Genomic DNA, 14166 nt, shown 5'->3' on the forward strand with positions numbered 1-14166 from the left:
TCAATCTATAAGGCCTAATAAAGAATGTAGCGTCATTATCGCTAGGGGTTAATCTGGTGGGCCCACGAGGACTCGAACCTCGGACCAGCCGGTTATGAGCCGGCGGCTCTAACCAACTGAGCTATGGGCCCTTCGCACAAGAGATAAGGATAGTGAATACAGCTGCTTTCTGTCAAGCAAAAGTCTTCCATCCTCTTCAAATTTCTTGCGATTTGGTTAAATAAACATCAACTTTCCGTTGAGGCAAACCCTCGCAACCGTTTTGCCCGACTGGGATGACGCAGCTTTCTCAACGCTTTTGCTTCAATCTGCCGGATCCGCTCACGGGTGACGTTAAAGTCCTGGCCAACCTCTTCGAGGGTATGATCTGATTTTTCACCGATACCAAAACGCATCCGCAGCACTTTTTCTTCCCGCGGAGTCAGCGACGCAAGGACTCGCGAGGTCTGATCGGAAAGATTCCCTTTAAGAACCGCCTCCAGAGGAGAAACAACCCCTTTGTCCTCAATGAAATCACCAAGCGAGGAGTCTTCCTCCTCACCGATGGGGGTCTCTAGACTGATCGGCTCTTTTGCGATCTTCAGCACCCTACGGACCTTGTCGAGAGGGAGATCCATCCGATCAGCGATCTCCTCCGGGGTCGGTTCACGTCCACATTCCTGCACGAGCTGGCGTGTCGTTCTGATCAACTTATTGATCGTCTCAATCATATGGACTGGAATTCTGATTGTCCGGGCCTGATCAGCGATAGCTCGGGTAATCGCCTGACGAATCCACCAGGTGGCATAGGTTGAGAATTTATATCCGCGACGATATTCAAACTTGTCGACCGCCTTCATCAAGCCAATATTTCCCTCTTGAATCAAATCGAGAAATTGCAGGCCACGGTTGGTATATTTCTTGGCAATGGAAACCACGAGGCGGAGATTCGCCTCAACCAGTTCTGCTTTGGCTTTTTTCGCGATCCATTCCCCTTTATAAACTTTTTTCAAATACTCAAGCAGATCACCGGGCTCAAAACCGGACTCTTCAGTCACCCGCTTGAATTTTCTTTCAGCCGCCAGCAACCGCTTTTCGACCGACAGCAGGACGTCACCGGCGACATTTAACTCATCAGCAACGGCATGCGCTTCTTCGTCATTCTGTCGCATCCGGGTCAGATAACTGCTGATTTCGTTATAGGGGCGATTGATCTTTTCTTCGCAATCAGCAATTTCTGCTTTCCCTTTTTTAACTTGGTTGCCCATATCTTTAAGACGGTCAACAATCTTGGCAACCTGAAAATCTTTGAGCCGGACCTCACGTAACAGCTTGATCAGTTCTTTCCGGTCGGCCGCATCCTGTTCTTCGAGTTCCTGACGCTTCTTTTTACTGAGAGAACCCTGTAACGCTTCCTGCGTCTCCTGCAATCGCTGATCAATAACCTGGATCTGCTCATACGCTTCAAGTAAGCGCTTACGCTGCTTTCCTTCGGCTTCGCCACCCTCTTCTTCGTCATAGTCACGGGTGATATCTGATACCCGAATCTGCTCTTTCTCCAGTTTTGCAAGCAACTGCATTACCGCTTGAGCAGCGATCGGGGTCCGCATGACCACCTTCGTCACCTGAGCCTCACCCTCTTCAATACGTTTGGCGATCTCAACTTCACCTTCACGGGTCAACAGGGCAACTTGTCCCATTTCGCGTAGATACATCCGCACCGGATCGCTGGTTCGACCAAGAGTCCCGGCCTCAAGCTCAACTTCACGTTCATCACCATCATCATCGTCGTCGTCGTCTTTTGATGTTGATGCTTTACTTTCAGTTTCAACAATTTCAATGTCCATCTCGCCAAACATCCCCATCACATCTTCAAGTTGCTCTGAAGACACCATGTTAGCGGGCAACATGTCATTCACCTCATCATAGGTCAGGAAACCTTTTTCCTTCCCCATGTCGATTAGTTGCTGAATCTCATCCGGATTAATTTTTTTTGCCATTCGTCCCTGATCTCCTCTGCCGTCTGAAAAATGCAGACTTCTATATTCAAGTAAGTGTAACCGCTACTTCAAATTTTTAAACTGTTTGAGCAAATTATTTGCCTCATTTATCGTCCCTGAATCTCCACCCTGTTCAAATTTACGCAATTTTTCAATCGATTCCCGCCGTTTTTGCTTTTTCAATTCTCGCTGTAAAGCGGTTAAACAACCGGAAAAAACCGCATCCACTCCTTCACTGAATTGCCCCTTATCCAAAAGCGATATCGCCATCAATAACCGCGCTTTATCCGCCGGAAGGTCATCAATGAACGTGGCCATATCTAGGCCAGACTCAGTCGCCTGATCTAACAGTAGCTGTGCCATGTCCCGAGCTTCTTGATGATTAAAAAGATCAACGCCTCCAGCCTTCAATATCTGCTGACTGCTGACATGATTTTGCAACAAAAGACACAACAGCGTCTCCTCGGAACGACTCCAGTCGGGCTTTACTTCAGATCTCCTCGACGGAGGTGCATACCCTCCCGGTGCTTCCACGGGAAGAGGGGGTTCCGGAAGCGGACAGCTCTCCGTTGCAGGGGGTGACAAGGTCGGTCTTTTTTGTTGTCCCCGACCGATAACCTTGTTGTTCACCTGACGCAAACGCTCAAGATCAATGCCACTGCGCTGCGCCAACTCCTTCAAATAAAGATCCTGCTCTAACTCACTGCTCAGCTTCGCAATCTGCTCCACAATCTGTTCGGCCGCTCTGACCTTTGCCTCAATTCCGTTCCCCGCCTCAGAAAGGACATCTGCCATGAAGAAATCCATAGCCGAACGTGCTTTTCCAAGCCGGACACGGAAGGCATCGACACCTTCCTTGCGCATAAAGGAGTCGGGATCCTCACCCTTTGGCAATTCAATGACAGCAGCAGGAATCCCCTCCTCCTGCAATACGGTCATCGCCTTGAATGTCGCCTTTTTACCGGCGGAATCCTGATCAAACAAAAGGACAACCCGCTGAACATAACGCTTGAGCAAGTGCGCATGGTCTGTCGTCAATGCGGTGCCACAGGTCGCAACAACCTGAGGAAATCCAGCCCGATACAGCGCCAACTGATCAAAGTAACCCTCGACTAAAAGAACTTCTCCACACTGGCGCATGGCCTGTCGTGCCTGAAACAGACCAAACAGAATCCGCCCTTTATGATAGATGGGCGATTCGGGTGAATTAATATATTTGGGCTTACTATCATCCAACACCCGCCCGGCAAAGGCGATAATCCGCCCCGACAGATCATGGACCGGAAAAATCAGCCGTCCACGAAACGGGTCATAGTCACCACGCTCTTGCTTCCCGGGCCGCAATAGCCCCAGAACGCGAGCATCATCCGTAGCAAGGCCCTGTTCTTCTAAATGGGTCCTCAGCCCGTCCCAGGATTCGGAAAAACCGATCTGGTATTCCCCCGAAGCTTTACGACCATAACCACGAACTTTCATATACTGACGCGCAGGCTCACCTGCCGGATGCTCCATCAGCAAGCGATGAAAGTATGCCGCCGCCACCTCGTTGACCCGGTATAGGCGCGCCCGTTGCCGTTCTCGTTGCTCCTCTTCCGGTGTCGGGATATGCTCTTCCAGCTCAATCCCGGACCGTTCTGCCAGCATCCTTACCGCATCCGGGAAGACAAGCCCTTCGATTTTCATCAAAAAGGAGAAGACATCACCACCAACGCCGCAACCGAAACAGTGGAAAAACTGCCGCGCAGAATTGACACTGAACGAGGGCGTTTTTTCCGAATGAAAAGGGCAAAGTCCGGTATGATTAGCCCCGGAATGTTTCAAACTGACATATTGAGAAATTAACTCAACAATATCTGTTCGCTCACGGATTTCATTGATTTTACTCTCTGAAATTTGCCCGGACATCCGTTAATCTCTCAATTCAACGATAGTTATATTATCTCCGCCCTGAGCAATCGGAGCCGCATAAAAAGCTGTCACTCCAGCCTCTGCCGCAAGATGCTCACGCACAGCCCGGCGCAGAATCCCCTCTCCTGAACCGTGGATGATTTCAATTTTTTGCAAATTATTTAACATGGCGTCATCAATGAAGCGGCCTAGCTGCGCCATCGCTTCATCAACCCGTTGGCCAATCAGTTTAATCTCTGGACGAATCTGCCGATCCACCATGCTACGTGAAACCTGACCGCCACCGCTGGAACTGGCAACAAAGCGACGTGGGCTAAACTGTTCCAACGCTTCAAGCGACTGGCGCATGCGTTTGCCACCAACCAATAAATCAATCTCCGCACCCTGAATCCGCTCGACCTGGGCCTCAACCCCTAACGCAGAAATCCGCACCAACTCCCCGACCGTTAGCTGGACCGGAACGCTGCCGGACCGCTTTAGTTTCGGTCTATAAGGGGACAAGTCTGCTCTGGCAGCCGAAAATTGCTGTTTTTCATCTATGGCCTGTTGCGGTGACACCGTGCCGGGCTTGCTCCTGCGCAAGACCTTCATCCGTGACTCAGTTGCAGCAATCAACTCATCAGCCTGTCGGGTCGCCCTAGCAAGGATCTCCTTCTTTTTCTCCTTGAGCTGCTGCAGTTGTTGTTTGCGTAACTGTTGAGCTGAGTCAGCTTCAAGCCGCAACCGTTTGGTCAGGACAAGTTCCTGATCGAGCTCCTGCTGTCTGCGATTCAACTTTATCAACAAAGCACTATGGTCATGCTCTTCCTGACCAAGGTATTGAACCGCACGCTGTAAAACATGTTGCGGCAATCCCAATCGTTTAGCTGTCGTCAACGCACTGCTGGCTCCGGGGATTCCATAACGGAGTCGATACGTTGGTGCCAGAGTTTCAGGATCAAACTCAACCGCCGCATTCTCAATCGCAGGCTGCCCGTGAGCAAAATGCTTCAACTGACCCAAATGGGTAGTCAGCAGCGTCTTGGCTCCCTGCTGGCAAAGCTGATCAAGCACCGCTTGAACCAGAGCCGCACCTTCTGCAGGATCGGTTCCCGTCCCCGCCTCATCAAGCAGAACCAGAGTTTCAGCATCAGCTTGTTCAAGAATTTCCCGCATTTTCAGCAAGTGACCTGAAAAAGTTGATAAACTCTGCGCAATGCTTTGCTGATCACCGATATCAACATGCAGATGCTGATAGAGATGCAAGCGGCTCTCCGGGTGACAGGGAACATGTAGCCCTGAACGCAGCATCAGCAACTGTAGACCCAATGTCTTCAAAGCAACGGACTTACCCCCGGTATTCGGGCCACTGATCACTAGAGCGTGACAATCCTTCCCCAGCAACACATCGATCCCAACCGCAGCATCATGATCAAAACGACCGTCGATCTCCATCAACAGAGGGTGCCGCGCTTGTTTTAATTCAATGACCGAATCACTGGCCAACTCTGGCCGGCACCCCTGATATCCACGAGACAACCGCCCCGCCGCAAAGCGAAGATCAATCCGGGCCAGTGTTTTCTGATTGTTTTGCAGCACCGGCGTATCACGACGCACCAGCCCTGCCAACTCCAGTAAAATCCGCCGTTCTTCCCGCTGCTCTTCCCGCGCTAATTGTTGTAGACGGTTGTTCCCCTCCAACACCTGCGAAGGCTCCAGATAGAGGGTCTGGCCACTAGCTGACTCATCTTGCACAAAACCTTTCAGTTGGCCACGGCAATCACTTTTCAGTGGCACGACATAGCGGTTATTGCGGATAGTTATCAGCCGTTCCTGAAACAGGCTCGAAGAGTGCTCACCGGTTAACAACTGGTCTAGTTGCTGCTTGATACGACTACGCGTCTGGCGGATCTGATAACGCAAATCTCCCAACACAAATGACGCACTATCGAGCAGTTCACCACGGGACCCAATTGAGTCTTGCAGGCGCCGTTGCAATTCAGCCAGAGGAGTTATGTTAAAGGCTAAAGTCGCGAGAGAGAGATCTTGACTCTGCGTCTTAAACCAGAGGCGACAATCCTCCATAACCCGCAACGACTGCACAACTTTCAGCAACTCTTCAGTGGCAATCAGACTCCCTTCAGCCCGGACCTGACCAAGCAACTCGGTCAAATCCCAGCAACCACCAAGGGATGGGGCCTGGCCATCATTGAGACATTGGACAGCCTCATCCACTTCAGTCAAAGCGGCCTCAATATCAACTTGAGCTGACAGAGGCTGCAATTGCTCAGCAGACAGACGCCCTGGCTCTGACTGAGTTTGACCGGCTAGAAGCCCCTTTAACCGGGGATATTCCAGACGTTGCATTGCCGTTTCACTACAGATCATCGCCTGATTATTGTCCAATCAAACTTCGGCTTCCCATAAATATTGATTCTCCGAGAGTGGCAAACGGTGGCGCCAACTGTGAGGCCTTGATCTTCCCTCTGACAAAATCGGGAGCAACGGAAGAGTTGAGAGCGAGGACGATCATTGACAGGACCACTACACCCTGGACCACCCCGAATATCGCCCCTGCTAAGCGGTTAAACCCACCAAGAAAAATAAGTTTAACAAACCGGTTGAGGACAAAACCAATAACGGCAAAAAGGAAAACCAGAAGTAAAAATATTGCGAGGAATGAGCCCCAGACGCACAGCTTATCTGGCAAGCTGAAAGAATCTTGCAGCAGTTGCGCCAAGGGCAAGTAAAAGGTAAAAGCAAAGACTCCACCCAAAACCAGCCCGAGTAACGAACAAACCTCTTTCAGTAACCCCCGGAAAATCCCCTTAAAAAGGAAGAAAACAAGGACCACCAATATGACAATATCAACCAACCCCAAGAATCACTCCATCGTTACCCTGCCAGAAGTTCCCGCACCAACTGATTGACAACCTTGCCATCAGCAGAGCCTTTCGTCTTCGCCATAACCAGCGGCATCACCTTCCCCATATCTTTCATGGATGCTGCACCAATCTCCGCAATCACTGATGTCACAATACTGCGAATTTCAGCTTCATCCAGTTGGGCGGGAAGATACTGCTGTAAAACCGCCAATTCAGCCTCTTCTTTAGCTGCCAACTCGGGACGGCCATTGTCGCTGTACATCTGTGCGGCTTCGCGACGCTGCTTCACTGCAGTACTGATCACACCAAGAATACCGTCATCATCAAGCTCTTGTTGTATTTCGATCTCTTTATTTTTGATGGCACTGCGCAACTGCCGAATCGTTCCAAGACGGTCCGCTTGTTTGGCCTTCATCGCCTCTTTCATATCCTGCATAAGTTGATCTTTGAGATTCATAGATTCCCCTGTGAAAAAGAAAGCCTGCCAGATCTATACTCTGGCTCTTTAAATACAAAGAGGGTGTCCGGAAAATTCCGACACCCGCAATAAAATATGGTCTCTAACAAACGCCACTGATATTTTGCCTTCAGCTTATATACTCATTTAAAATAATCTGGTAGTTTATGTGTTTCAAAGCCATAAAGCAAGATTTCTTTACATGTACCACTTGCTTTTTGCTTTCGCACGTATTTTGGAGCTGAATAAGAATTGATGATCAGCTCCAATAGCACGACAGGAATTGATCGACACCGAGCCCTTAAGGGAACTTCAAAGGTGAACAGAAGCCATCAGAACGAATGCTAAAGAGCCTATCCCCGGATCCGATTCATCAACGCAAACCGCCAAGATCGCTCCTCATATCTGGAGCCGCAGCAGATGAACCCTTTTACCTCTCCTCAAGGCATGATATAAACGCCCATATTCTTCGTATGTTCTTTACTGTTATTCCATAAGATCAAAGCTGATTGAGATCAAACTTGGCGGGGAAGCATGATTCGCAATCTTTTTGCATTTTTCAATAACCTGAAAATTCGCTGGAAAATGCTGGTGATCACCCTACCTTTGTTGGTCTTCCCCATTTTTTTGCTGGGCGGGATGATCGGTTACATTGCCACGACCGAAGCCTATAAGGGGATCATTGACGCGAGCAAAGCCGATCTTGACCACATGGCCAGCTTCACCCTCGACCTTCTGGATGGTCATCATCGCCAATTCGAGGTCTATCGCGAAGACAAAAAAAAGACCGTTCGCCAAGAGATGAAAACCCTGGTCGAGTTGGCCTACACGTTGATCAATGAGCAACAACATCAATACGATCTCGGCAATATCAGCCTCTCAGAAGCCCAGCAATCGACCAGAAACAGCTTCAAAGATGTCAGTATCGGCAGCAGCGGCTATCTGTTCGCAGTCACCAGCAAAGGAGAGCTAAGGGTTCATCCCACCCGTGAGGGGGAGAACATTATTAGCGCAAAAGATAAAAATGGTCGTCTGTTTATCCGTGAACTGGCCGAGCGGGCGCTTAATTCCAAGCCCGGAGAGGTTCTCTACACCATCTATCCCTGGCGCAATGAAACTCTGGGAGACAAACACCCGCGCAACAAAATTGTCGCGTTCCGATATTACCCACAATGGGACTGGATCGTCGCGGCCGGGGGATATCTGGATGAAACATACGATGATCCAGAATTTGAACAACAATCCCTGATCACCCTCTCACAACAAATTAAAAGCAAAAAGGTTGGCATCACCGGCTACGTTTATTGTATGACGAGCGACGGGGTCATGACCATCCATCCCGATGCAGAGGGTCAAAGTCTCATCTCCGAACAAGACACCACCGGGCACAAATTTATCGCTGAGATGACAGAGAAGAAAGATGGCTGGATTCGCTATCCATGGCTAAACAAGGGGGATAAAAAAGCACGGATGAAGATCGTCCGTTATCGCTACTTTGCACCCTGGGACTGGATTATTGCTGTCAGCAGCTACGAAGATGAATTCTATCAAGCGGCCAACAATCTTAAATGGCGCATTGCCGGATATGTCCTGCTGTTACCAATCTTAATAGGAGTTGTTGCCACCCTTCTACTATTTTTAGCCTCCAAAGTCATGACCGATCCGATCCATAAAATGATCACCGTCATCCGTAGAGTTAAGCAAGGACGATTGGATGAGCAGGTGCCGGTCACCAGTCATGATGAAATTGGTGAGCTGGCCATCTCTTTTAACCGGATGACACGCATACTGAAAAAAAACAAGGAACTGGAAGCCACCCTAGCCCAGCAGGGAAAGATGGCGTCCCTTGGCGTTTTATCCTCAGGTGTGGCTCATGAAATCAACAACCCCCTAGGAGTCATTCTCGGCTATGCAGGACACTTGGAAAAAAAGATTACCCCAGAAGATCCGAACTACGCCTTCATCCATGAGATAAAACGGGAAAGTAAACGCTGCAAAAAAATTGTTCAGAACCTCCTGAGCTATTCACGCACACCGCGACCGGTCCTTGAACCCACCGACATCAACCGCCTGCTCAGTCAAATCATTGATTTTGCCAGCAATCACTCTGACCTGTTCAAAATTAATGTTATTGAAAACTTTAGCACGGATATCCCTAAGATTTCTGCTGACATGGACCAACTGCGACAGGTAACGATCAATCTGCTCCTCAACGCTGCATCCGCATCTGCGGAAGGGGGAGAGATCCGGGTTGCAACCGGTCTCGACGGTGATCAGTTTGTCCGCATCGAATTTTCAGATGACGGTGAAGGTATTTCCGAGGAAAACCTTGAAAAAATCTTTGAACCGTTCTTCACAACAAAAACCAAAGGAACCGGACTGGGTCTGGCTATCACCAAACAGATCATTGAAATGCATCAGGGAGAAATCTTCATCGATTCAGAGACAGGCAAGGGGACGACAGTCGTCATTCGCTTACCGCTAACCCGTGAAGAATATTAAATCGACAAAGAATTTAAAGGCTTATTATGGCAGCTAAAAAAATTATGATTATTGATGATGAGGAGGGGCTCTGCCGCATGATGGCAGCGGTATTGATGGACGAAGGCCATGCCGTACGCAGCTTCAATAATCCGCTGGAGGCCGTGGAATTATTTCGTCCCAACCTGTGGGATCTGGTTATTAGCGATATTAAAATGCCCGGAATCAATGGCCTGGAAGTGCTACAAAGAATCAAAGCGATTGAAGCTGATATCCCGGTGATTGTCATCACCGCCTATGCCACAGTAGAGATGTCCATTCAGGCTCTACGCAAGGGGGCATACGATATGCTGACCAAACCCTTTGAACCGGAGGAACTGCTATTTCGGGTTCGCAATGCTCTGAATCACAACCAACTCAAAACAGAGAATCAAAAGCTACGTCAGGAGCTTAAAGGGAAGTTTAATTTTGATAATATCGTTGGCGCTTCGACACGACTGCAACATCTGCTCGACAAGGTTGAAAAGGTTTCCGTACGTGACACCTCGGTCTTGATCAGTGGTGAATCAGGAACCGGAAAAGAATTGATAGCCCACGCCATCCACTATAATTCACCCCGCAAAGAGAAAGCCTTTATCGCGATTAATTGCGGAGCGATTCCTGACTCGGTCATGGAGAGTGAACTTTTTGGCCACAAAAAAGGGGCTTTTACCGGCGCTGATACCGACAAGGAGGGGCTTCTCAAAGCGGCAGACGGGGGGACCCTGTTTCTGGATGAAATCGGCAATCTACCCCTCAATATTCAAAAGACATTATTGCGGTTTCTCCAAGAACAGGAGTTCAGACGGGTGGGCGAGACAACCGCGACCCGTGTTGATGTCAGGCTGATCTCAGCAACCAACTCAGACCTGGAAAAAGAGATAGAAAAAGGGACCTTCCGTGAAGACCTCTTCTATCGGCTTAACGTCATCAATTTGCATTTACCACCATTACGTCAGCGCAGACCTGACATCCCGCTACTAGCAGCTCACTTTATCGTTGCACAGAATAAAAAGTTCAAAACCGAGATCCGTGGACTTTCCCCTGAAGCCCAACAAGCGGCGATTGAATATTCGTGGCCCGGCAATATCCGCCAACTGAAGAACGTGATTGAAGCCTGCATCACGATTGAGACAGAGCCCCATATCAGCCTGACAACCCTAGCGCAGTTTATCGAAACCGATGAGACCTTAACCGATAGTGATGATTACAACAAAGCACTGGCCCACTTTGAAATTGATTACCTGCGGCAGCTGCTGAGTTCAGTGGATGGCAACATTGAGGAGGCTGCGAAGAAGGCGAGTATGAACATGGCGACCATCTACCGCAAGTTGAAAAAGTACGGTCTTCGCAAACAAGACATACTGAAGTCGTGACATCAATAGATTATTTAAAAGAGAGCAACTCAAGAAATGAAACCCCAACCGGCTTCATAATCCAGATTCCCAAGGCACAAATAATAAACGCCGCCATCACCCAGTTGAGGATCTGTGTACGTAAAGCCCAATTGGGTTCGGGGGACTGTTTTTTTTCAGCATCGGGGTCAAGATCTTCCCGAGAACGCTTGCGGGCACCGTTACGAATCAAGCGGCCCGATGATAAGAAGATAAAGGCAGAGACCAAAAACTGGGGCATGACTTCGGTACTGACCACACCAGTCGCCAATAACACCGCATAATAAATCAATGCGGCCAAGCCTAAAAAAGTCATCTGTTGACTTAATTTCATCTTCCCAGCCCCAGACAAAAAGATTGCCTGTCATCAAAAAGGTTGCACCTGCGAAAAGCTTATCAAACCTGCTTAAAACTTCCCAGACTGCTGCACCCAGAAATTCATTCTGGCAATGCCAACAAAGCGACATAGGCCGCTACTAACGCAGAAAAAAGGCCAAAGACACAGCCAATTGCCAGAAATACTGAGTCTTCCCTTAGCTGATCTAATGATAATGCCATTAAACAGACCATCATCGTCCCGTAAAGGTATTGCATCGCTAACCGTTGTCTAAAGCTGCGGAGAAAGAGGATGGCAACGAACAAGGACCAGATACTCAAATAAGAAAACATTGCAACGGCGTTCGGAGGAAGACCGATGCCGATTCGGGGAAAAATTTCATAACCGATAATGGATAACCAGAACATCCCGAAGGGAAGTAATGTTGCTGCAGCATAGGGGTGTCCCTGCTGTTGACTACGCATCCCGATCAGGATTTGAATTGCTCCGGTCACCAGCAGAACAATGCCGATCAAGGTCGCCGACGATTCGAACAACCCGGACATGCAGACAACATAAGCCATCAGACTCATTGCCAGTGCCAGCAGACCTGAACGGGGCAACCGCTTTTGCTCTGGAGAATAGTAGTCGGTCATGGAGGACTCCGTGGTACAGAAACGCATTGAAAGGACCTTGCTTGAGACAAGGTCCTTTCAACACACAGATTCAGCAAACAATCAGTCCTGAACTTTTTGCAGAACCAATTCTTCCTCTTCGACAAAAACCGATTCTTTCGCCGGTACAGCCACCTTCTTGGGGCGCAGCGACATTGACATCATCGCCCCCACCAAGAGTAGAACTCCTGCGACAATAAAAGAGGATTCCATACTGCCGGTCTTTACTTTGAGCATTTCAGAAACGCGCACCAGAACAAAAGCACCAATGCCCCAGGCTGAAAACAGCAACCCATAATTCATGCCGAAGTTTTTCATCCCCCAGTAATCTTTAGCAAAGGAGGGGAACAGTGACAGGTTCGTCCCATAGTTAAAGACCATCGCGGTTACCAACAATGCCACCAGAATCGGACTGGAGCCATCACTTCCCAAGATGGGAATGGCAGCAAACATCATACAGGCCTGGAAAACCAGCACGATACATAATGTTGTTGCTCGCCCAATTTTATCTGAAACGACTCCGGCAATCAAACGGCCAGCGGCATTACCAATGGACATGATCACCACGACAAGAAAAGCCATCTCCCCCATTGACGCCTTGGCTAAACCCTTGGCACTACCAATCACCATCAGTCCGGCACCGGAACCGATAAAGAAACATAACCAGAGGGTATAAAATTTACCGTTGGTAAACAGTTGTGAAGGTTTAAGATCAATCACCGCGGCCGTCACAGCCTTAGAAACTGTTTTTTGCTGCGGATCAGCAACAAAATCTGCGGGTGGATTTGACACCAGCATTCCCAAGCCAGTGACAACCACAGCAAAAGCGATCCCAAAATACATCATTGATTGCTGTAAACCTACTTCAGCAAGCAAATACCGGGCTAAGGGGGCAATATACACCGACGCAAGGCCAAAACCAGAGACAACGATCCCGGCAATCAATCCCGTTTTCGCTGGCGAGAACCACTTCAAAGCGGGAGGAGTTGCCGCCGAATAACCAAACCCAATCCCGGTTCCGGCCAACATGCCAAAGCCAACAACCCAGGCCCAATAGTTTGTGGTCTGAGAAATCCAGATAAATCCTGCCCCCACCAACAAACCACCGATCGCACAGGTGACTTGGGGGCCAAACTTGTCTTGACATTTACCCGCAAGAATCATGGCTCCCGCAAAAGCAAGACAAGCGACGGCATACGGATCATTGATACTTGCAGCATCCCAGGTAAAAGCCCCCGGTCCACCAGTGGCAATGGAATCGACAATGGCACTCTTAAAAATACTCCAAGTGTAAAGTATGCCCAAGGCCAGGTTAATTCCAGTGCCGGCCAGCACCACCTGCAGACCGCGGTTTTTGATTTTTTGTGGTTGCATAGATTTTCTCTCCTTAGTTGGCAGTTCCGCTGTCAAAGAATCAACCTCTGCGACATTCGCGGAATGGTATTGAATAGGATCTCGACGAGATATCATGTGTGCAAGGCGGTGAGACAACGGCCACCTGTTATTAAATTTTATCTTCAAAGGCACAGTATTTACGGAAGAACTCACTCGCGGCGACACAGCCGCTGAAACCGGTGACAACACGGCTGGTTGTTGCAACGATTTAATCCGGGAATCCGTCTGCACCAAAACTTCAGGATACCTCCGGGCTAACAGGTCGAACTTTTCACACTCCCGATAGCGGGAGGAGCAGAAATGCGACATCGCCACAACATCATATGGAGAGATATAATCTTCACCGACATCACAAAATCTTTCGTCTTGGTCAAAGTACGGACATATCGCCATAAATTCCTCCCGTAGCACCACAATGTGCATGCCCCCTTCATCGCAAACTACGTACCAAATCGAAAGATTATTAGTCCCTTTAATTACAGTAAGTTAGTGGTCTTTACCCATTCGGGCGAAAATCGCTTTTTTCGCATAATTGCAAAAAGGCAACTCTCCTCACCGGCTAAACCAAACAGAAAAACAGAACTATGTTTTATTTATAACTGACCGGTTTTCTTGACATTAAATTAAAAAACATCCTCTTTATATTTAAATAGAAAACG

Annotated in this window: 10 protein-coding genes and 1 tRNA gene; 2 read left to right on the plus strand and 9 right to left on the minus strand. The window is 48.8% G+C overall.

Going from position 1 to position 14166, the window contains the following annotated elements; genetic code table 11:
- Positions 1-54: 54 nt before the first annotated feature.
- The 6 genes from BLU87_RS04575 to BLU87_RS04600 all read right to left on the minus strand — a co-directional run bounded on the left by BLU87_RS04575 (position 55) and on the right by BLU87_RS04600 (position 7208).
- Positions 55-131 (minus strand) — tRNA-Ile (locus tag BLU87_RS04575).
- 96 nt (positions 132-227) lie between these two features.
- Positions 228-1979, minus strand: coding sequence for an RNA polymerase sigma factor RpoD (gene rpoD, locus BLU87_RS04580; RefSeq protein WP_092345165.1), 1752 nt, complete (start codon positions 1977-1979; stop codon positions 228-230).
- Between the two features lie 63 nt (positions 1980-2042).
- The gene (gene dnaG, locus BLU87_RS04585) at positions 2043-3884 is read right to left on the minus strand and encodes a DNA primase (protein WP_092345167.1); all 1842 of its coding nucleotides are present in this window, start codon (positions 3882-3884) and stop codon (positions 2043-2045) included.
- 3 nt (positions 3885-3887) lie between these two features.
- Positions 3888-6272, minus strand: coding sequence for an endonuclease MutS2 (locus BLU87_RS04590; protein WP_092345169.1), 2385 nt, complete (start codon positions 6270-6272; stop codon positions 3888-3890).
- Complete coding sequence (locus BLU87_RS04595; RefSeq protein ID WP_092345171.1) at positions 6262-6747, minus strand: CvpA family protein; 486 nt, start codon at positions 6745-6747, stop codon at positions 6262-6264. Before BLU87_RS04595 ends, BLU87_RS04590 begins: the two co-directional genes overlap by 11 nt.
- Before the next feature lie 14 nt (positions 6748-6761).
- The gene (locus BLU87_RS04600; RefSeq protein ID WP_092345173.1) at positions 6762-7208 is read right to left on the minus strand and encodes a GatB/YqeY domain-containing protein; all 447 of its coding nucleotides are present in this window, start codon (positions 7206-7208) and stop codon (positions 6762-6764) included.
- Positions 7209-7742: 534 nt separating this feature from the next.
- Between BLU87_RS04600 and BLU87_RS04605 the strand changes: the two genes are divergently transcribed.
- Both BLU87_RS04605 and BLU87_RS04610 read left to right on the plus strand, forming a co-directional pair.
- Complete coding sequence (locus BLU87_RS04605) at positions 7743-9710, plus strand: cache domain-containing protein (RefSeq protein ID WP_092345174.1); 1968 nt, start codon at positions 7743-7745, stop codon at positions 9708-9710.
- Between the two features lie 26 nt (positions 9711-9736).
- Positions 9737-11104 (plus strand): sigma-54-dependent transcriptional regulator, encoded by a 1368-nt coding sequence (locus BLU87_RS04610; protein WP_281242497.1) that lies wholly within the window; start codon positions 9737-9739, stop codon positions 11102-11104.
- Positions 11105-11114: 10 nt separating this feature from the next.
- Here BLU87_RS04610 and BLU87_RS04615 read toward each other — a convergent pair whose 3' ends face one another.
- The 3 genes from BLU87_RS04615 to BLU87_RS04625 form a co-directional block, all read right to left on the minus strand.
- The gene (locus tag BLU87_RS04615) at positions 11115-11456 is read right to left on the minus strand and encodes a hypothetical protein (protein ID WP_092345178.1); all 342 of its coding nucleotides are present in this window, start codon (positions 11454-11456) and stop codon (positions 11115-11117) included.
- A 104-nt stretch (positions 11457-11560) separates the two neighbouring features.
- A complete protein-coding gene (locus BLU87_RS04620) occupies positions 11561-12094 on the minus strand; it encodes an acetate uptake transporter (protein ID WP_175498264.1) in 534 nt (177 codons plus the stop codon).
- A gap of 81 nt (positions 12095-12175) precedes the next feature.
- Positions 12176-13900, minus strand: coding sequence for an L-lactate MFS transporter (locus BLU87_RS04625; protein ID WP_245706369.1), 1725 nt, complete (start codon positions 13898-13900; stop codon positions 12176-12178).
- Positions 13901-14166 lie beyond the last annotated feature (266 nt).

It is taken from the genome of Desulfuromusa kysingii (genome assembly GCF_900107645.1).
GTDB lineage: Bacteria > Desulfobacterota > Desulfuromonadia > Desulfuromonadales > Geopsychrobacteraceae > Desulfuromusa > Desulfuromusa kysingii.

What these genes read in the sequence shown, in the direction of transcription:
- BLU87_RS04625 (WP_245706369.1), bottom strand. Translation starts at nt 13,900, where the DNA reads ATGGCGATATGTCCGTACTTTGACCAAGACGAAAGATTTTGTGATGTC.
- BLU87_RS04605 (WP_092345174.1), top strand. Translation starts at nt 7,743, where the DNA reads ATGATTCGCAATCTTTTTGCATTTTTCAATAACCTGAAAATTCGCTGG.
- BLU87_RS04615 (WP_092345178.1), bottom strand. Translation starts at nt 11,456, where the DNA reads ATGAAATTAAGTCAACAGATGACTTTTTTAGGCTTGGCCGCATTGATT.
- BLU87_RS04620 (WP_175498264.1), bottom strand. Translation starts at nt 12,094, where the DNA reads ATGACCGACTACTATTCTCCAGAGCAAAAGCGGTTGCCCCGTTCAGGT.
- BLU87_RS04610 (WP_281242497.1), top strand. Translation starts at nt 9,737, where the DNA reads ATGGCAGCTAAAAAAATTATGATTATTGATGATGAGGAGGGGCTCTGC.
- BLU87_RS04600 (WP_092345173.1), bottom strand. Translation starts at nt 7,208, where the DNA reads ATGAATCTCAAAGATCAACTTATGCAGGATATGAAAGAGGCGATGAAG.
- dnaG (WP_092345167.1), bottom strand. Translation starts at nt 3,884, where the DNA reads ATGTCCGGGCAAATTTCAGAGAGTAAAATCAATGAAATCCGTGAGCGA.
- rpoD (WP_092345165.1), bottom strand. Translation starts at nt 1,979, where the DNA reads ATGGCAAAAAAAATTAATCCGGATGAGATTCAGCAACTAATCGACATG.